The organism is Streptomyces sp. NPDC025618 (assembly GCF_055558795.1).
The window spans coordinates 1-18,953 of the sequence record NZ_JBVHLW010000053.1 but is presented as its reverse complement, the minus strand read 5'-3'; the positions used below and the strand labels follow the sequence as shown (position 1 = coordinate 18,953).

General features: G+C 75.1%; 16 protein-coding genes. 6 read left to right on the top strand and 10 right to left on the bottom strand.

Translation table 11 applies throughout. The features are described from left to right. Nucleotides 1-10: 10 nt before the first annotated feature. Nucleotides 11-2,665, bottom strand: a complete 2,655-nt coding sequence (lanL, locus tag ACZ4A5_RS28550; protein ID WP_467590360.1) for a class IV lanthionine synthetase LanL — start codon at nucleotides 2,663-2,665, stop codon at nucleotides 11-13. Nucleotides 2,666-2,832: 167 nt separating this feature from the next. Here lanL and ACZ4A5_RS28545 point away from each other — a divergent pair, with 167 nt between their 5' ends. After that, entirely contained in the window at nucleotides 2,833-3,723 is an 891-nt protein-coding gene (locus ACZ4A5_RS28545) for a trypsin-like serine peptidase (protein ID WP_467590356.1), read from the top strand. 12 nt (nucleotides 3,724-3,735) lie between these two features. Here ACZ4A5_RS28545 and ACZ4A5_RS28540 read toward each other — a convergent pair whose 3' ends face one another. After that, nucleotides 3,736-4,686 (bottom strand): threonine/serine dehydratase, encoded by a 951-nt coding sequence (locus tag ACZ4A5_RS28540; protein WP_467590353.1) that lies wholly within the window; start codon nucleotides 4,684-4,686, stop codon nucleotides 3,736-3,738. Nucleotides 4,687-4,761: 75 nt separating this feature from the next. On the opposite strand from ACZ4A5_RS28540, the gene ACZ4A5_RS28535 reads away from it, so the two are divergent. From ACZ4A5_RS28535 to ACZ4A5_RS28525, 3 genes are all read left to right on the top strand, one after another. Beyond that, complete coding sequence (locus tag ACZ4A5_RS28535) at nucleotides 4,762-5,397, top strand: TetR/AcrR family transcriptional regulator (RefSeq protein ID WP_467590350.1); 636 nt, start codon at nucleotides 4,762-4,764, stop codon at nucleotides 5,395-5,397. Nucleotides 5,398-5,482: 85 nt separating this feature from the next. Beyond that, nucleotides 5,483-5,938 (top strand): winged helix-turn-helix transcriptional regulator, encoded by a 456-nt coding sequence (locus tag ACZ4A5_RS28530; protein WP_467590347.1) that lies wholly within the window; start codon nucleotides 5,483-5,485, stop codon nucleotides 5,936-5,938. 105 nt (nucleotides 5,939-6,043) lie between these two features. Continuing rightward, complete coding sequence (locus ACZ4A5_RS28525; RefSeq protein WP_467590344.1) at nucleotides 6,044-6,223, top strand: hypothetical protein; 180 nt, start codon at nucleotides 6,044-6,046, stop codon at nucleotides 6,221-6,223. Here ACZ4A5_RS28525 and ACZ4A5_RS28520 read toward each other — a convergent pair. The 6 genes from ACZ4A5_RS28520 to ACZ4A5_RS28495 all read right to left on the bottom strand — a co-directional run bounded on the left by ACZ4A5_RS28520 (nucleotide 6,218) and on the right by ACZ4A5_RS28495 (nucleotide 13,753). Then, complete coding sequence (locus ACZ4A5_RS28520) at nucleotides 6,218-7,723, bottom strand: hydrogenase large subunit (protein ID WP_467590342.1); 1,506 nt, start codon at nucleotides 7,721-7,723, stop codon at nucleotides 6,218-6,220. The genes ACZ4A5_RS28525 and ACZ4A5_RS28520 overlap by 6 nt on opposite strands. 3 nt (nucleotides 7,724-7,726) lie before the next feature. Then, nucleotides 7,727-9,448, bottom strand: a complete 1,722-nt coding sequence (locus tag ACZ4A5_RS28515; protein ID WP_467590339.1) for a proton-conducting transporter transmembrane domain-containing protein — start codon at nucleotides 9,446-9,448, stop codon at nucleotides 7,727-7,729. Then, nucleotides 9,448-10,143 (bottom strand): hypothetical protein, encoded by a 696-nt coding sequence (locus ACZ4A5_RS28510; protein WP_467590336.1) that lies wholly within the window; start codon nucleotides 10,141-10,143, stop codon nucleotides 9,448-9,450. The genes ACZ4A5_RS28515 and ACZ4A5_RS28510 overlap by 1 nt, the downstream gene beginning before the upstream one ends. An 11-nt stretch (nucleotides 10,144-10,154) precedes the next feature. Beyond that, nucleotides 10,155-11,108, bottom strand: coding sequence for a respiratory chain complex I subunit 1 family protein (locus tag ACZ4A5_RS28505; RefSeq protein WP_467590334.1), 954 nt, complete (start codon nucleotides 11,106-11,108; stop codon nucleotides 10,155-10,157). A 49-nt stretch (nucleotides 11,109-11,157) separates the two neighbouring features. Then, a complete protein-coding gene (locus ACZ4A5_RS28500; protein ID WP_467590331.1) occupies nucleotides 11,158-13,191 on the bottom strand; it encodes a proton-conducting transporter transmembrane domain-containing protein in 2,034 nt (677 codons plus the stop codon). Between the two features lie 79 nt (nucleotides 13,192-13,270). Continuing rightward, on the bottom strand, nucleotides 13,271-13,753 hold the full coding sequence (locus ACZ4A5_RS28495; RefSeq protein WP_361534450.1) for an NADH-quinone oxidoreductase subunit B family protein: 483 nt from the start codon (nucleotides 13,751-13,753) through the stop codon (nucleotides 13,271-13,273). A gap of 448 nt (nucleotides 13,754-14,201) precedes the next feature. Between ACZ4A5_RS28495 and ACZ4A5_RS28490 the strand changes: the two genes are divergently transcribed. Next, complete coding sequence (locus tag ACZ4A5_RS28490; protein ID WP_467590327.1) at nucleotides 14,202-15,617, top strand: amidase; 1,416 nt, start codon at nucleotides 14,202-14,204, stop codon at nucleotides 15,615-15,617. Nucleotides 15,618-15,857: 240 nt separating this feature from the next. Here ACZ4A5_RS28490 and ACZ4A5_RS28485 read toward each other — a convergent pair whose 3' ends face one another. After that, on the bottom strand, nucleotides 15,858-16,703 hold the full coding sequence (locus ACZ4A5_RS28485; RefSeq protein WP_467590325.1) for an ATP-grasp domain-containing protein: 846 nt from the start codon (nucleotides 16,701-16,703) through the stop codon (nucleotides 15,858-15,860). Beyond that, nucleotides 16,700-17,569: an ATP-grasp domain-containing protein gene (locus ACZ4A5_RS28480; protein ID WP_467590322.1), complete on the bottom strand. Its 870-nt coding sequence runs from the start codon at nucleotides 17,567-17,569 to the stop codon at nucleotides 16,700-16,702. The genes ACZ4A5_RS28485 and ACZ4A5_RS28480 overlap by 4 nt, the downstream gene beginning before the upstream one ends. Before the next feature lie 401 nt (nucleotides 17,570-17,970). Here ACZ4A5_RS28480 and ACZ4A5_RS28475 point away from each other — a divergent pair. Further along, a partial coding sequence (locus ACZ4A5_RS28475; RefSeq protein ID WP_467590319.1) for a PAS domain-containing protein occupies nucleotides 17,971-18,953 on the top strand: 983 nt, incomplete at its 3' end.

Genomic DNA, 18,953 nt, shown 5'->3' with positions numbered 1-18,953 from the left:
GGCCCGCCCCTCAACGGCCGCTGTCGACCAGCCAGGAACGGGGGCCGCCGTGCTTGAGGCGGAGGAGGAAGTCGAGCGGGCCGGACATGCCGACGCCGTAGCTCGCGCAGACCTCGCGCAGGCTGTCGTCCGGGACGACGAGGCGGCCGTCGCGCTCGACGGCTCGCAGGTGCAGGCATGTCGCGGCCTGGGCCGCCCAGGCGCGGTAGCGCTCCTCGCCCGTCGCCTCGGCGAGGTCGAGCAGCAGCTCGGCGTTGCCCGCGACGCCGTGGCAGGTGCCGGGGCCGACCCGCCAGCGGTCGCGGTGGACGGCGATCGCGGCCCGCTCGGCGTGCGTACGGAAGACCGCGTCGCCGGTCGCCCGCCACAGCCGGACCAGGAGGGCCCCCACGCCGGAGGTCCCGTTGCACCAGAAGTCCAGGCCGGTGCGCTCGGTGCGGCCCGGGCCCTTGGGCCAGTGCGCAGCGTCGCCGTGCCGCTCGGCGACGGCGCACAGGGCGTGGCCGCCGCCGACGGCGATGTCGACGAGCTCGGGGCGGTCCAGGTCCCGTCCGGCGGCGAGCAGGAAGGCGGCGATCCCGGCGATGCCGTGGCCGAAGCCGTAGAACGTGGCACCGGCGAGGTCGGCGCGGTGCTCCGGGCCCGCGTCCCAGTCCACCCCGCCATCTGCGCGCGAGGTCAGGCGGAGCAGCCTGTCGGCGCACTCCGACGCCCGTTCCGCGAAGCGCTGGTCGCCGGTGGTGTGCCACAGGTGCAGCTGGGCCAGGCCCGCGCCCGCGAGGCCGTGGCAGATGTCCGGGTTGTGCCAGTCGAGGGGGATCCGCAGGGCATACTCCCGCGCGCGCTCGGCCAGCGCCGGGTCGGCCAGGGTGCGCGCGGCGTCGTGGAGGGCCCACACGGCGCCGGAGCGGCCGAAGTAGAGGCCGGGCAGGATGCGGCTGGGCAGGGTGAGCCGTTCGTCGAGCCACTGCGCCGTGGTGTGCAGCAGCGGTCCAGCGGCGGTCCAGCCGCAGCGGACGGCCCGGTCGAGCACGGCCAGCACGCCCGCGGCGCCCAGTTGGACGTTGCAGGGGTCGGCGCGCGGCAGGGCGCGGGGGCCTGGCCAGAGGTATTCGCCGGAGGGTTCCGCGGTGGCCGCCAGGTGGGCCAGTCCGTCGCCGATGAGCCGCTCGGTCCGGTGGTCCGGCAGTGCGGGGCCGGCGGTCGCGGGCCGTACGACGGGGTCGGCGCGCAGGAAGGCGGCGGCCTTCTCCAGGGGCCAGCGGGAGGGGCCGTCGGCGGTGAGGCCGAGGACGAGGGGAGCGAGCGCGCGGAGGGCGGGGAAGGCGGGGGCCGCGGCGTCGACGAGGGCCGCGAGGCGGTCACCGGCGGTGCGGCCCGGTGGTGAGTCCGGGGCGAGGACGGGGCTGATGCCGGTGGTGGCGTGCAGCAGGGTGGCGCCCAGACTGAAGCAGTCGGCCTCGGGGCCGGGGGCGGGCGTCGGGGTGGCGCTGTCGTGGCCCGGCCCGTCGAGGTACTCGGGGGCGGTGAAGCCGAGGGTGCCCGCGACGTGGGAGGTGCCGTCGGCGTGGACCGCGCACTCCAGGTCGACGAGGACGGGGGTGCCGTCGGTCCTGATGACGACGTTGCCCGGTTTGAGGTCGCGGAGGACGAAGCCGGCCGTGTGCACCTCGCCTGTCACACGGGTGAGTTCGCGCGCGAGCTCCCAGGCCACGGGCACCGGTATGCGGCCGCTGTCGCGCCACGCGTGCTCGGCGGCCCAGTGCTGGAGGCTCTTGCCGTCGATCAGTTCCTCGACGAGGAAGACGTGCCCGGCGGCCTCGAAGACCTCGCGCACGGCCGGGGTGACGCGGTGCGGCGCGAGGTGGGCCAGGACACTCGCCTCGTGCCGCAGCCAGTCCCGCGCGTCCTCGTGGCCGGGGCCGCCGCCGATGTGCGGGCGGGCCTCCTTGAGCAGGACGTCTTCGCCGGTCCTCCGGTCGTGGGCGCGGTAGACACCGCCGCGGTTGGAGTGCCGGACCGCCTCGCTGACGAGGTAGCGGCCGGCGAGCAGGACGGGGCCGCCCCGCGGGCGGTCCGCCGCGGTGGACGGAGGCTCCTCGAAGGGCGGTGCGGCCCACGGGGGCGGCGAGAACCAGGGGTTGCGCACGTCGGTGACGAAGGTGCCGTCGGGAGCCAGCAGCCGCCCTTCGTAGAACCCCTCGTCGTTGAGCTCGTGGGGCCGGGCGAAGCAGCCGTAGCGGTAGTGGACGAGGCTGCCCGGGCGGTACCGGCGGTCCGACAGGATCGTGGGCCCGGCGAGGCCGAGGGTGACGCGGTGGAGTTCCTCGGCGAGCACGCGCAGCCGGTCGTCGTCATCGGGATAGGCGGTGAGGAACTTGCCCGATTGCGCCCGGGAGGCGCGGACGGAGGTGAGTTCGGCGGTGACCCTGGGCGAGACGGCGAACTTGAAGGCGCACTCGTGCGCCGCCAGGACGGGCACCGCGCGCTCCAGGACGACGGGCGCGGACGCGGGAGTCGCCGACACGTGCAGCTTCCACCCCTGTGTGCGGCGGATGTGGCGCGGTGGGGTGACCATGCACCAGGTCGCGCCGTCCCGGAGGGTCCAGTCGGGGCCCCTGTCCCGCAGGACCCGCAGAGTGATCGACTGATAGCTCAGTGCCACGACACGATGATGACACCGGGGGGAGCCGTTAGCGAGAGGCTGTCCCGGCCGGTTGGCAGGCAGGCGCGTTCCCTCTGCGGCCGGGAACCCCGTCGACTGACGGGCCGTCTCCACACGCGACAGAATGGATCATTCCGTTGCCGATCGTCCCGCCTCAGAGGAGAACCGTGCGCGCTTCGAAACGACTCGGGCGGCTGTCCGCCGTGGCCCTCGCCTCCGCCGCCGCCCTGGGCGCGGCCCCATTCCCTTCCCCGGCGACGGCGGCCGCGCCGGCCACGGCCGAGGTGACGTACACACCCAGGGAGCGCCAGGAGGCGCTGGCCTACTGGACGGCCGACCGGATGCGCGCGGTCGGCGAGAGCGTGGACCTGGGGCCGACCGGGCCGCTGACGAAGGAGTGGCAGGGCGCGCCGGTGAAGACGGTCGGCCGCCTCTTCTTCGTCAACGCCGCTGGCGACGACACCTGGTGCACCGCCACGGCGGTCAAGAGCGGCAATCGCTCGGTCGTGCTGGCCGCCGGTCACTGCGTGCGGCGCGGCGCCTCCCCCGCCAACACCTATGTGGATCTGGTCTTCGTGCCCGGCTACGCGAAGGGCGCGCGGGCGCCCTACGGGGTCTTCCCCGTGCGGGCCACGGTCACCCCCGACTCGTGGGCGCGGGACGCGCGCACCGATGTCGCGGCGCTCACCGTCGACCCGGTCAAGGGCAAGCGGCTGACGGACGCGGTGGGCGGCCAGCAGGTGGCCTTCGACCGCGAGCCCGGCGGGCGGGTGACCGCGTTCGGCTACCCCGCGACGCGCCCGCAGCGCGGTGAGCGGCTGCTCTCCTGCACGGGCCCGGCCACGGCCGCCCCGGACGACGAGCTGCGGGTGCCGTGCGACATGTCGGGCGGGGCGAGCGGCGGCCCGTGGCTAGCGGACTTCGACGCGAAGTCGGGCCTGGGCACGCTGGTGTCCGTCAACAGCCACGGTGACGCGCTGGAGCACAGCACGGCCATGTTCGGCCCGAGGCTCGGCGCCGCGGCCCGCGCGATCCACGCCCGGGCCCAGGCGCTCTGACCCGCCGGAGAGTCACGGGCGGCCGGCCAGGTCACCGGGGTCGGTGTTCGCGCCGCAGAGCACCACCGCGACCCTCTCCCCCTCGGCCGGCACATAGACCGGCGCGGGTCCCGACACCGCCGCGAGCGCCGTCGCCGCCGCGTGCTCGACCGCGACGCGCCGGTCGTCCCACAGCGCCCGGCGGGCGCCGACGATCGCGGCGTCCGGCACCAGGACCGAGGTGACGCCGTCGCCCTCCGCGGCGGCCAGCGCCGTCGCGGAGACGCGCCGGGCGCCGAGGGCGTCAGCGGCGACGGAGTCGACCGGCACCTCGGTGACCCGCCCGGCCTCCAGCGCGGCATGCAGGGCGCGGCAGTTCTCGGGCTCGACGGCGACGGTCCGCACCCCGTGGTGCCGGGCGGCCGTGGCGACCCCGGCGAACAGCCCGCCGCCGCCCACCGCGACGACGACGGTGTCGAGGCCGGGCACCCGCTCGCGGATCTCCTCCAGCAGGGTGCCCGCCCCGGCGGCGATCAGCGGGTGGTCGTAGGCATGGCTCGCGAGGGCTCCCGTGCCGGCCGCGAACTCCTCGCAGGCCGCGAGGGCTTCGGCGTATTCGCTGCCGACGAGCCGGACGTCCGCGCCGTAGCCGCGCAGCTTGGCGACCTTGACGTGCGGCGCGGTGGCCGGGAGGAAGACCGTCGCCGGCAGGCCCTGGCGCCGGGCGGCCCAGGCGCAGGCCAGCCCGGCGTTGCCGCCGGAGGCGATGGTGACGCCCGCGGCGGGCAGCGTGCCGGCCTCGCGGTGGGCGGCGAGGAAGTTGTGCGCGCCGCGCGCCTTGAAGGACCCGGTGTGCTGCATGAACTCCAGGGCGAGCCACAGCTCGTACGGTCCGGGGCCGGCCGGGGCGAGGGTGACGGGCCGGACGTGTCCGGCGGTCCGCCCGGCCGCCTGCCGGATGTCGCCGTAGGTGAGGCTGTGCACGGAGATCTCCCCCTTGAGTGTGCGGCGGCCACCGGGCCGGCCACGTATGATACGGCGTACGTTACACTGTCACACATGCCGAGACGATCACCCTCCCTGAGCCGGGCCACCCCCGGTCGCATCGCCCGCACCGCCCTGGCGATCCTCGACGAGGAGGGCCCCGCGGCCCTGAGCTTCCGCTCGCTCGCCGACCGGCTGGGCGTCTCGCACGCGACCATCCACCGCCGCTGCACGGACCTCGGCGGGCTGCTCGACCTGTGCACCGACCACCTCGCCGCCGAGCTGCCGGACATCCCCGCGGGCACACCGTGGGCCGAGGCCACCGAGGCCCGCTTCACCGCGCTCTACAGGCTGCTGACCGCTCACCCCGGGCTGGTCGCGCTGCGCGGTTCCCGCCCCTGGCTCGGACCGCAGCTGCTCGCCCGGCTCGTCGAGCCCGCGCTCGCCGACAGCATCGCCGCCGGGATGACCCCCGAGCGCGCCTTCCGCACCTACCGGCGCATGTATCTGCTCACGCTCGGCAGCGCGACCTTCGTGGACCACAGGGACCCCGGGGCCACCGTCGTCACCACACGCACCGCCCTGGCCTCGCTCGACCCGGAGCGGTTCCCGGTCCTGACGGGCCACATGGACGCCATCCTGCCCGGCATGACCGATCATGAGGTCTACTACGGCGCCCTGCGCGAACTCATCGCCGCGGCCCGCCCCTAGCCACGGCCGCGGAGATCCGCGGGCCTGACTCCCCGCGGTCCAGCCAGGGTTGGGGAAGCAAATCCGGCTGCTTTACGATGAGGCCATGACGACAGCGCGCCCATGTTCGATCGCCGACGCACTCGGCGTGGTCGGCGAGAAGTACTCCCTGCTGGTGCTGCGTGAGGTCTTCTTCGGCGTGCGGCGCTTCGACGCGATCGCCCGTAACACCGGCGCTCCTCGTGACATCCTCGCGGCGCGGCTGCGTCGCCTGGTGGAGGCGGGGGTTCTGGAGAAGGTTCCGTACCAGGACCGCCCCGCGCGCTTCGAATACTGCGCGACCTCCGCCGGGCAGGACCTGCGCCCGGTGCTCCTGATGCTCATGCGGTGGGGCGACCGTCACCTGGCCGATGTGCCGCCGACCGTCCTGGAGCACACCTGCGGCTCCGACCTGGACTCCGTCGTCGTCTGCCGCTGCTGTGGTCAGGAGGTCACCAGCTCGGACCTCACACCCCGTTTCCAGGTGCCGGGGTGGACGGCGGAAGGCTCGGCCCAGGCATAGCCGACGGCCCCGCACGGAAGACTTCCTGGCGGCAGCCCATCGCTCTCGCCTCCCCTAGACTTGAGGAATCCTTCCCACCGCCGGTGATTCCCCCTGGGGGCTGTCGTGAGCGTGTTCGCCGAAGCGATGCGGCAGCGGATCTGCCGGGCCCGGGCCGCGCTGGCGGCGGCCCGGGTGACGGGTGATGACTACGGGGCGTCCGTGGCGGAGGAGGAGCTGGAGGACGCCCTGCGGCTCGCCCGCGACCACGGCGTCGAGGCCGGCGAGGAGGCGGAGCCGTCATAGGTCGTTGCCCGCGTAGGACAGATTGAAGCTCTTGTTGGTCAGCGGGAAGTCCGGGACGATCGTGTCGGCCAGCGCGACCGGCAGCGCCGGCCAGTTGAAGAAGGACGGATCGGCCGTCTTCACCCGGGTCAGCGTGTGGTCGCGGCCCCGCAGCTCGACGCGCGTGGTGATGGTGCCGCGCCAGCCCTCGACGATGCCGGTGCCAGCGGCCGCCGTTCCGGGCAGGCCGAGCGGGAGGTCGGCGACCCAGCGGCCGGTGATGAGCCGTTCCGTCAGTTCCTCGACGAGGGCCAGGGAGGCATCGATCTCCTCGGCCCGTACGAGGAAGCGGGCCAGCACGTCCCCCGCCGTGTGGACGGGCTCGGTGAGCGCGGGCCCGTAGTCGTGGAAGGGGTGGCGGATCCGGGCGTCGGTGGCCAGCCCGCTGGCCCGCGCGACATAGCCGAGGCAGCCGAGGTCGCGCGCGGCGGCCAGGTCGAGCCGGGCCGTGCCGGTGAAGCGGTCGCGGACGGTGGTGTGCCCGAGGGCGAGGGTGACGAGGTCGCCGATCTCCCGGCCGAGCACGCGCATCCGCGCCGTGCCGGGGATCGAGCAGAGCGCCGCGCCGCCCGGCACGACGGCACCGCGCAGCAGCCGGTGCCCGGTGACCTCCTGGTTCAGCCGCAGCAGCTGCTCGCGGACGTGCTGGGCGCGGGCGTTGAGGATGCCGTGGCCGACGTCGTTGCACAGGGCGCCGAGGTCGGCGACGTGGTTGTGGAGGCGCTCCAGTTCCAGGAGGAGCGCGCGGGCGCGCCGGGCGTCCTCGGGGACCCGGGTGCCGGTGGCCTCCTCCACGGCCAGGCAGTAGGCGAGGGTGTGGCCGACGGCGGTGTCGCCGCTGACGCGCTCCGCCAGCGGCAGGCCGCGGTCGGGGGTGCGGCCCTCCATGAGCTTCTCGATGCCTTTGTGGACGAACCACAGGCGGGCCTTGAGCTTGATGATGGTCTCGCCGACGACGGAGAAGCGGAAGTGCCCGGGTTCGATGAGCCCGGCGTGCACCGGCCCGACGGGGATCTCGTAGACCCCCTCGCCCTCGACCTCCAGGAAGGGGTACGGGCCCTCGGGCTCGGCGAAGGGCGGCGGGGGGCCGGCGTCGGGGTGCATGGGATACCAGCCGCGGGGCCAGTGGAAGTGGCGGACGAGGCGGTGGGGCAGGGGGTGGCCGAGAGGCACGATGCCGTGCAGGTCGCGCATCTCCCGCTCGAACCGCCCGGCGGGGAAGGACAGATGGGCCAGGGTGGGCAGCTCGGGGGCCTTGGGGTCGAGGCGCACGTGCAGTTCGGTACGGGTGTCGGGCGGGCCGGAGACGAAGAGGTAGACCACGCGGACGGCCGCGCCGCCCGGGGCGGACGGCCCGTCGTGGTGGGCCGCGACCAGTGCCAGGCGGTGGCCGTCGACGAGCAGGTCGGCGGCGCGTCCGGGCAGTTCGCCGGGGCCGATGTCGGTCACGGTCGGGGGCATGGGTCAGTGCCTTCCGATGATCTCGCCGGCGGCGGAGAGCAGCCGGGTGAGGGGGCCGGTGGCGACGCCCAGGACCGCGGCCGCGACGAGGCCGGTGACCAGCGGCGCCGCCGCGGCCGGCCCGAGCCGGACGGGCCCGTCGGCAACGGCCTCCGGTTCGGGCGGGGGGCCGAGGACCATCCGGGCGGTGCGGGTGACCAGCGCGGCGAAGGAGGCGAGGGTGAGGACCAGGGCGACGGCGACGACCTTGCCGTGCCCGGCGGTGAACCCGGCGCGGGCGAGCCCGAGTTCGGAGGCGAAGAGGCTGAACGGCGGCAGGCCGAGCAGGGCGACCACGGACAGCCCGAAGGTGGTGCCCAGGGCCGGGGCCTCGGCCAGCAGCCCGCGCACCCTGCCGATGCGGGTGGAGCGGCGGATGCGCAGGATATGGCCGGACGCGCAGAACGCGACGGTCTTCGCCAGCCCGTGACCCGCGATGTGCAGCAGGGCGGCGGAGACGGCCAGCGGGGTGCCGATGGCGGCACCCAGGGCGATCAGACTCATGTGCTCCATGCTCGAATAGGCGAGCATCCGCTTGTAGTCGCGCTGGGCGAGCAGCAGGACGGCGGCCAGGGCCAGGGTGAGCAGGGCGGCTCCGGCGAGCAGGGCGCGGGTGTAGCCGGCGCCGAGGGCCGCGTCCGCGATGACCTTGTAGCGCAGCAGCCCGGCGAAGGCGACGGAGAGCAGGACGCCGGACATCAGCGCGGACACCGGCGCGGGCGCCTGGCTGTGGGCGTCGGGCAGCCAGGCGTGCAGGGGCGCGAGGCCGGCCTTGGCACCGAAGCCGAGGACGATGAGGCTCATGGCGAGCCGGGTGACGGCCGGGTCGAGCCGGTCGGCGTGCGCGGCGAGCGTCGGCCAGTCCAGGGCGGACGCCTCGGAGACGCCCGCCTGCCGGGCGGCGTAGTAGAGGAGGACGGTGCCGAGGAAGGCGAGGGCGATCCCGGCGGAGCAGATCACCACGTACTTCCAGGCGGCTTCGACGGAGGCCCGGGTGCGGCGGTGGCCGACGAGGAAGGCGGTGACGATGGTGGTGGCCTCGATGGCGATCCACAGGACACCGAGGTTCGCGGCCAGGACGGCCGCGCTCATGGCGGCGAGGAACGCCTGGACGAGGAGGTTGTAACGGCGGGCGGCCCCGGCGTCGGCCCGCTCGTGGGCGAGGTGCGCGGGGCCCGCGGCGCAGGCCAGGGCGGCGACCGCGCCGATGGCGAGCAGCAGCCACACGGTCAGGGCGTCGGCGCGCAGCAGCCGCCCGTACGCCGTCACCGGCCCGCGGTCGGGGACGGTGGTGGCGAGGGCGGCCCCGCAGAAGAGGATCGTGGCCGGGGAGACGAGTCCGAGCCAGGTGCCGATCGGGCGGGCCGGGTGCTCGTGGCCGGTGGCGAAGGGCGGCGCCACCGGTGCGTCGGCGGCGAACGGCGGGGGTCCGGAGGGGCCGGCGGGGGGTCCGCCGGTGAGGGCGACCGGTCCCCCGGCGGCCGCGCCGGAGCCGGTGGTCCGTACGGGTTCGGCCGGTGTCCGCGGGGGCGGCGGCTTGTGCGCGAGGGCGGCGGAGTGCCGGGGGGCGTGGGCCCGGCGGTACGGCCGTACGCCGCGCAGCCCGGTGGCGGCGTGGGCGGCCGAGGTGGCGAGGGGCACCGCGACGGGGGCGGTCAGCAGCAGTGCGGTGGTGGCGTGCGTCATCAGTCGCGTAGCTCCCGCAGGTCGTCGATGCCGGTGCCGCCGAAGGCGGCCCGCATCCGGGTGGTGAGGATCTGCAGGACGAGAACGGCGAGCAGGACGTCGAAGGAGACGCCGAGTTCGACGATCAGCGGCACCCCGGAGGCGGCCAGGAAGGCCGTGGCGGTGATGCCGTTGTCCAGGAGCAGGAAGCCGACCACCTGCGCCAGGGCGCGGCGCCGGGTGACCAGGGTGAAGAAGCCGATCAGGACGACGGCGAGGCCGACCGGCAGGGCGCTCGTCGCGGGGGTGGGGTCGAGCTCGACGAGGGGCCGGGCGACGGCGTAGGCGAGGAGGGTGAGGAGGGCGGCGCTCAGCAGGGACGCGGCGACGTTGACCAGGGGCTGGGCCTCGCGGGCCTCGCTGACGTCCTCCTCGTAGTGGCGGGTGGGGGGCGGGCTGCCGGCGGCGAGGGCGCGCCGGATGAGGTGGGGCAGGGCCCCGGCGCGCAGCAGGCCGATGCCCGCGGCGATGGCGAGGAGGTTCCAGCGGCCCTCGTGCACGCCCAGCAGGGCGGCGACGGCGGCCAGGGCGACGCCCTGGAGGGCGAAGGCCCGGACGATCGAGGACAGTTGGCGCAGCCACAGGACCACGACGGCCGCGAGCAGGAACGCGCCGCACGCCAGGTCGAGCAGCTGGGTGAAGACGCTGTCGTTCATGTGTCCCTCACTCACTCTCCTGTGAGGAAGTACGAGGCGGTGACCGCGAGCAGGGCCAGCAGGAAGGATCCGGCGAGCAGCTCGGGGACGCGGAACAGCCGCAGTTTGGCCCAGAACACCTCGGCGGCCGCGAGGGCGGAGCCGAGCAGGGCGACCTTGGCGGTGAGCAGGACGAGGGCGAGGGCGAGGGCGGCCGGCGCGGCGGTGGTCGCGATGCCCCAGGGGGCGGACAGGGAGGCGAGCAGTCCGAGCAGGACGGCGAGCCGCATCTGGGCACCGAGTTCGACCAGGGCGAGGTCGGGGCCCGCGTACTCCAGCACCATCGCCTCGTGGACCATCGTCAGTTCCAGGTGGGTGGACGGGTTGTCCACCGGCAGCCTGCCGGTCTCGGCGAGGACGCCGACGGCCAGCGCGGCGGTGGCCAGGAGCCCCGCCGGGGAGGCCAGCCGCACCGGGTCGTGGATGCCGCCGGAGACGATCGCGGACAGGTTGGTGGAACCGGACGGTATCGACAGGGCGAACACCGCGAGGAGGATGGTGGGTTCGACGAGGGCGGCCACGGTCATCTCGCGGGAGGCGCCCATGCCGCCGAAGGCGGTGCCGGTGTCCAGGCCGGCGAGGGCGAGGGCGGCCGTGCCGAGGGCGAGCAGCGCCACCACGAGGATCAGGTCGGCGCTGCCGCTGACGGGCGTGACGGTCGAGGCCAGGGGGACGAGGGCCGCGACGACGGCGGTGGTCGCGACGAGCAGGAGGGGGGCGAGGCGGAAGGCGGGCCCGGTGCCGACGGGGGTGATGGCCTCCTTGCGGAGCAGCTTGCGCAGGTCCCGCCAGGGCTGGAGGACGCCGGGGCCGGCCCGGCCCTCCAGCCGGGCCCGCACCTGCCGCATCGTGCCGGCGAGCAGGGGCGCCCCGGCGACGACGAGGACGACCTGGGCGGTCACGGCCGCCGTGCCGATGGCTTTCACGGTGTCTCCTCCTGCGTGTCCCCCGGCGTGCCCCGCCGCGCGATGCCGCTCACCAGCCCACCGCCAGGGCGAGCAGCACGGCGACGAGGCCGAAGAAGCCGTAGCCGAGGTAGAGGTGCACGCTGCCGGTGGCCAGGCGGCGCGCGCTCTGGCCCAGGCCGGTGACCGCGGCGAGGACGGGGCGGTAGACACGGTGCTCGATCCGGTCGGGGATCCGGCTCTGGAAACGCACGCGTTCCACCAGATAGGCGGACTCGCGCAGCGGGGTGACGTTGACGTCCTGCTCGGGGGCGAGGACGTCGTCGAAGACCCGCTGGAGGGGTTCGGCGAAGGAGGTCGCGGTGTAGGACATCCGGGCGGTCGGGGCGCCTCCGCCGCAGTCCCACAGCCGGACGTTGGCGCGGCGGCCGCGGCGGGCCGTGATCCGGACCAGGGCGGCGGCCGCGAGCACTCCGGCCGCCAGCGCGGCCGCCACCCACAGGGGTGACATGGAGGCGGCGAGCCGGTCCAGGCGCAGTCCGAAGCCGTCGCCGGAGAGCGTGGGCCCGCCCTTGAGTCCGGCGACGGCCACGGCTCGTGACAGGCCGTTGCCCAGCATGCCGGGTACGAGCGCGAGGCCGGTGCAGCCGACGGCGAGCAGGCCCATGCCGATGAGCATGCCGGGCGGGCTCTCGGTGGCGGCCGCGGCCTCGGCGCTGCGGGGGCGGGCGAAGAAGCCCACGCCGAGCGCCTTGACGAAGACGGCGGCGGCCAGCCCGGCGGACAGCGCGATGACCGCGACGGCGAGCGGCAGCACGATGGCGGTGGAGACGCCGGGCACGGTCAGGCCGTTGATGAGGGACTGGAGCAGCAGCCATTCGCTGAGGAAGCCGTTGCCGGGCGGGAGGGCGATCGCGCCGAGGGCGGCGACGGTGAAGAAGCCCGCGGTGGCCGGCATCCGGGCGCGCAGCCCGCCCATGCGGTCGAGGTCGCGCACGCCGGTGGCACGGACGACGGAGCCCGCGGCGCAGAACAGCAGGGCCTTGAAGACGGCGTGGTTGGCGACGTGCAGGAGCGCGGCCGCGAGCGCGAGCGCGGCGGGCACCGGATAGCCGGAGGAGGCGAAGAGCCCGGCCGCGCCGACGCCGATGAGGACGAGGCCGAGGTTCTCGGAGGTCGAGTAGGCCAGCAGCCGCTTGAGGTCGGAGGCCATGGCCGCCTGGAGGATGCCGTAGACGGCGGAGAGGGCGCCCGCCGCCAGGACGAGCAGCCAGCCCCAGCGCGGGGCACCGCCCAGCAGGTCGAAGGCCACGCGCACGATGCCGTAGGCGCCGAGGTTGACCATGGCGGCGCTCATCAGCGCGGAGACGTTGCTGGGGGCCTCGGGGTGGGCCCTGGGCAGCCACGGGTGCAGGGGCACCATGCCGGCCTTGGACGCGAAGGCCGCCGCGACCAGCACGAAGACCGTGCCGCGGGCGGCGGGTGACATCCCGCTCGCGCCCGCGCGCAGCGCGGTGAACGTCTCGCCTCCGGCGCAGGCGGCGAAGAGGGCCATACCGGCCAGCAGCAGGACCAGGCCGAGGTGGGTCATGACGGCGTACCAGACCCCGGCCTCGCGGACACTGGCGCGGTCGCGCTGGTCGGCCAGGACGAGCAGCAGCGAGGTGAGGGCCATGACCTCCCACAGGAGGAGGAACGTCGAGACGGAGGCGGCCGCCGGGACGAGGACGAGGGTGAGGGCGAACAGGGGCAGCGCGGCCTGGACCCCGCGCGAGGCGACTCCGCCCGCGTGGCCGCCCCCGGCGTAGCCGATGCCGTAGACGGCGACCGCGAGGACCACGGCTCCCGCGACCGCCATGAAGAGCCCCGACAGGGCGTCGACGGCCAGATAGACACCGGCCATCGGCAGCAGGCCGGGCAGGTGGACGGACCACCGGCCGCCGCCGGAGGCCATGAGTCCGGCCGCGAGCCCGGCACCGCCGAGGCCCGCGGTGCACACCCCGACGGCTATGACGCGCGCCCGTCTCGGCAGCAACGCGCCGGACAGCGCTCCGGCGCCGGCGAGCCCGACCGCGAGAACCGCCGCGGTTTCGGCACCCCTCATGCGCGGTCCCTCACTCGCGCGCCGCCGGACCGCCGGCGGCCGTACGACGGCGTCGCGCCCCTGGTGGGCGCGGCCGCGCTCACCGGCCGGTCACGGCGCGCAGCGCCGCCACGATCCGGTCGGGGCGCGGCGGGCAGCCCTCGACCTTGAGGTCGACGGGGACCACGTCGGCCACCGCGCCCTCGACGCCGTGGCCACCGGCGAACTCACCGCAGTTCAGGGCGCAGTCGCCGACCGCCACGACGAGCCGGGGGCGGGGCATCGCGGCGACGGTGCGGCGCAGCGGTTCGGCCATGTTGCGGGTCACCGGCCCGGTGACGAGCGCGACGTCCGCGTGCCGGGGCGAGGCCACGAGGCGGGCTCCGTAGCGCTCGGCGTCGTAGACCGGCCCGAAGGCCGCCGCGATCTCGATCTCGCAGCCGTTGCACGATCCGGCGTCCACACAGCGCACCTGGACGGAGCCGCCCAGGCGGCGGGCCGCGGCGGACTCCGCGGGGGCGGGCCGGGGCGGCGCGTCCTCCGCCACCCGTCCGGTCTCACGGATCTTGCGCAGCAGGCTCATCAGGGCTCCCTCGGCTCGGCGTCGACGTGCCTCACGAAGGTGCGACGGCCGTCTCCCGCCGTCACAGCGCGATCACGCGCCGGGAGACGGCCGCCGGTCGGAGGGGCCGGGAAGAGCTGCGCCGGAGCCTCGCGGGTTCCGCGACGGGCCCGGCCCGGATCGCCGGTGCCGCCGGACGGGATGATCCGGTGGGTGCGGCCTTCGGCAGCCCCGTTGCATGAGGACTGATCTGCCCCGGAAACGGGCCGCGGGGCGGCCGGGTTACGGGGAATTCCGGCCACTGTGACACCACGGACTGCTGAGACGGATGGTTCGAAACCGCTTGCCTTACGCGGCAGAATCTACGAGGTCGCCGGGCGCCCCGAGGCACGGCGGCGAAACTCGGTGGCAGTGTGACAGCTCCGTACGTCAGTCTGATTCCAGCCACCAGCCGAGGAATGGGAGACCGGTGGAGCTGTACGAATACGCGGGCCTCGACGCCGTCGGCCTGCGGGCGCTGATCCGGGCGCGTGAAGTGAGCGCGGCCGAGGTCGAGTCGGTGGCCCGGCGCGCCCTCGCCGCGGCCGGCGCCGACCTCGGCGCGCTGACGCTGCCATTGTTCGTCCCCGCCCTCGGCCACGAGCCGGAGGGGCCGTTCGGCGGCGTGCCGTTCGTGATCAAGGACAGCGGGCCGTTCGCGCGGGGCGTTCCCTTCACGCTCGGCAGCCGCAGCATCCGCGGTGCCGTCGCGCAGGCCGACCACGACCTGATGGCCCGCTTCCGCGCCGCCGGGCTGGTGGCGCTCGGTCAGACCACCGCACCCGAGCTGGGTCTCAGCTTCTCGACGGAGCCGGTGCGCTACGGCCCCACGCGCAATCCCTGGGCCCCGGACCGCGGCGTCGGGGGGTCCAGCGGCGGGTCGGCCGCGCTCGTGGCGGCGGGCGCGGTGCCGTTCGCGCACGGCAACGACGGCGCGGGCTCCCTGCGGGTGCCCGCCGCCTGCTGCGGGCTCGTCGGCCTGAAGCCGAGCCGTGGCCGCACGCCCAGCGGACCGCTCGCCGGGGAGGCCGCGTTCGGGCAGACGGTGGAGTTCGGGCTCACCCGGACCGTGCGCGACACGGCCCACCTGCTCGACGCCGTGGCCGCGCCGCCCGTCGGCGACAAGTACGCCGCGCCGCCGCCCGTACGTCCGTACGCCGAGGAGCTGCGGGCCGACCCGGGCCGGCTGCGGGTCGCGCTCACCACGCGGGCGTGGTCGGGCGTGCCGGTCGACCCTCAGGTGGCCGCCGCGGCGGAGACCGCGGCCCAGATCCTGGAGTGGATCGGGCACATCGTCTCCCCGGCCGGCCCGGCCGTCGATCCGGACGCGGTCGTCGAGGCGTTGATGCTCAGCGTCTACGCGACGGGCGCCGCGATGCTCAGGGCGCCGCGCAGGCCCGATCCGTCACTGCTGGAGGCGGTGTCACGGGTGGTGCTGAGTGAGACGGAGGCGGCGGGCGCGCTCGATGTGATGGCGGCGGTCGACGCCCAGCACCGGGTCACGCGCCCGGTCGGTGACTTCTTCACCCGGTACGACCTGCTGGTGACCCCGACGCTCGGGCAGCTCCCGGCACCGCACGGCACCCTCGGCTACGACGCCCCCGGCCACACGGCCCGCTCCTGGCTGCGCCGCATCCTCGAATACGGTCCGTTCACGGCGGTGTTCAACGTCTCCGGCCAGCCGGCGATCAGCCTCCCCCTCGGCCAGAGCCGGGAGGGGCTGCCGATCGGGGTGCAGCTCGTGGCCGCGCACGGGCGGGAGGATCTGCTGGTGAGAGTTGCCGCGCAGCTGGAACAGGCGGCGCCTTGGGAGGACCGGAGGGCGCCTGTTCCTGGCTGCGTCTGATGTGGGGCTCCGTTGTTTGGGGGCTGCGCCTGCGGCGGGCTTTCCCCTACCCGCCCCTTCCCGGCTGCATCTGATGTGCGGCTCCGCCGCGTGGGGGGCAAGCCCCCAGACCCCCGGAACACGCTTCGCGCGTTGTCCTCAAACGCCGGACGGGCTGATTGTGCTGGCTACGGTCCGCGCAATCAGCCCGTCCGGCGATGAGGACGCGCCCGCAGGTCGCACCCGCCGCAGGCGCGACCGCTAGCCGTTCAAGATCGCACTCTGCCCCAGCCCGCGCGGACGATAGTCGCCCGCCGCCGCCCGCAGCGCCAGATCCGCCAGCGCCTCCGGCGCCCCCCGCTGCCCCCGGACGCCGGGAAAGGCGTTGACGTCGACGATCAGCGGCAGCCCGCCCGGCACATCGAGGAGGTCGACGCCGTAGACGTCCAGGGCGAAGACCTCGCCCGCCCGGCGCACCACGTCGAGCCAGGCCGGGGGCAGTTCCCCGGCGGCGACCGGCTCGGCGGCGGACAGCGGGGCGAGCTCCGAGCGACGGACGGCGGCGAAGATCTCGTCGCCGATGACCCACAGCTTGTGGTCCCAGCCGCTGTTGGGGGTGTAGGTCTGGGTGACCACCGACTCGCCCGGCCACTGCGCGGCCAGGGCCCGCAGTTGTTCCGCGTCGTCCACCCGCGCCACGAGGTCGTGCCGCCTGCTGTGGCGGCTCTTGACGACCAGGGGGTATGTCACACCGTCCCGTGCGGCCAGGCGCGGCAGGGTGGTCGCCGCCGCGGTGGCGGCGAAGGGCAGTCCGGCGGCGAGCGCGGCCTCGGCCATGGCGGTGCGGTCCTGGCACAGTTCGGTCGCGTCGGCCGAGTTCAGCACGGGAGCGCCGTGCTGTTCGAGGTAGCGGGCGAAGGCCAGGGCGCAGGGCGTGCGGCTCTTCAGCAGATAGACGTCGGCGAGCGCCTGGGGGGCGCGCGCCGGTGACGGCAGCACGGCGTGCCGGGGGTCGAGCGCCTCCACCTGGTGACGGGGCGCCAGGAGTGCGGTGGTGGCGGCCAGCAGCGGGTGGTCGGGCGCGGGTGTGAGCAGGCAGATCCTCACGCGGCACCGCCCACCTGCGCGGGAGCGGGCAGGTGCGCGGCAGCGGCCGCGCGCCGGGAGGGCCCGGCGTCGGCGAGCCGCAGGATGGCCCACGCCACGCGGGCCACCGCGTCCGGCACCTGACGGAAGCTCGGGAAGTCGTTGACGTCGACGACCACCGGTCCGTCGGGTCCGAGCACCACGTCCACTCCGTACAGGTCGAGGCCGTAGACGGCGCCGATCTGTGTGACGATGTCCGCCACTTCGGCGGTCAGCGGCACATGGCGTTCGCGGGCGGGCCGGTCGGGGTGCAGCGGCGAGCGGCGTTCGGTCGCGTACAACTCGCCGTCCACGCAGTACACCTTGAGGTCGACGCCCGAATTGGGCACGTACGGCTGGGCTATCAGCATGCCGGCGGGTTCGGTGCCGGGGGCGGGCAGCCGGTCCGGGGAGGGCACGAGGCGGACGGCGCGGCCGGAGCTGCCGTCGGCGGGCTTGACCACGAGGGGGTACGCGGCCGCGGGGATCCCGGCGAACTCCTCGGGCCGGGCGGCGGCGTAGGTCACGGGGACGGGCAGGCCGTGGTGTTCGGCCGTCACCGCCGCCAGCGCCTTGTCGCGCACCCCGCGGATCGCGCGGGCGTCGTTGACCGTGGTGAGGCCGACGGTCGCGGCGGCTTCCAGCAGCGTCAGGCCCGGTCCGCCGGAGACGGTCTTGAGCACCCAGGCGTCGTGCGCGCCCGCGCGCACCGCCTCGGAGAGCTTGAGGAGGGAACCGCCCGGCCGCAGCACGTCCACCTGGTGCCCCCAGGCGGTCAGTTGGCGGATCACGTCCACCGGCATACCGTCGCGCCGGTACTGCTCCTCCACCAGGAAGCAGAGTCTCATTGGTGCATCCTCGTTATCCCCGGACGTCCGCCGATCCCGTCCGGCAGAACTGTGACGGCTCAGGATGTCATGGGTGTGCGGGTGAGATCGCCAGGGGCTGTCTCGATTCCGTGGCAACCGGCCGACGTGGCGCGGGGATTTCTCCGGATCCGACCGACTGGTGGGGATGTCGGGTGATCCGGGCGCAGCGCGTCGACGAGCGGCCCCACGGCGGGCGGACACAGAATGTCGTCGGCCGGGCACCGCGCGTACGGAGGTGCGCGAGAAGGCTTGAGCTCCGGTCCGTGCGGGAAAGCTGTAAGGAACAGAGCCGGCAGCGAGCCCTGCCCTGAACAGCGGGCGAGATGAATTCCGGGCGAGGTTGGTCGCTGTATCGCACATCGAGAACGAGATGAACGCCGATGGACGTCCACACCGACACTTTCCCCGAGGCGACGGCGGTCCCGGTCGCCGCCGTGGACGGACGCGGCACCGTCACCCTGTGGAGTCCCCTGGCCCGGCGCCTGCTCGGCTATCCGGCCGACGAGATCGTCGGGCGCCACGCCTCCGGTCTGCTCGCCGCGCCCCTGCCCGCCTCCGCGCGCACGTCGCTGACCAGGGCCGCGCGGTGGAGCGGCAGCCTCACCGCCCGCCACCGGGACGGCGGCGAGGTGCGGATTCCGGTCCGTGCCTGCCCCGGTCCGGATGGTGACGGCGGGGTCGGGTGGCTGCTGCTGACGACCGCCGGGGACGGTCCCGCGACCGCGCCGGAGACCGGCTCCGCGCCGCTCAAGGAACTGAAGGAATGGGCTTATCTCCAGTCCCCCATCGCCACGTCGGTATACGACGACGAATTGCGGCTCGTCAGCGTCAATGACGAAATGCTCGGTGTGGCGGGCCGCCCGGAAGCGGAGATGCTCGGGCAGCGGCTCGCCGACATTCACCCGGGCCCGCCCTTCGAGGAATTCGGCGCCATGATGGCCGATGTGCTGCGCACGGGAAGGCCCGTGCGCACGGACGCCTCCTTCCGGGCGCCCGGTGAGCTCCAAGAGCGCGCCTGGGCCTCCTTCTTCACCCCGCTGAGGGATCCGGCCGGGCAGGTGCGCGGGGTCGCCCTCGCCGCCCTCGACCGCACGGAGGAGCACCGGGCGCGGCAGCGGCTGGCCCTGGTGAACGAGGCGGGGGCGAGGATCGGGACGACGCTGGACGTGGCCCGTACGGCACGGGAGCTGGCGGAGGTCACGGCCGGGCCGTTCGCCGACTTCGTCGCCGTCGACCTGTTCGACGGGGTGCTGCGCGGCGAGGGCGAAGGGGGGGGGGGGGGGGGGGGGGGGGGGGGGGGGGGGGGGTGGGGGCGGGGGGGGGGGGGGGGGGGGGGGGGGGGGGGGGGGGGGGGGGGGGGGGG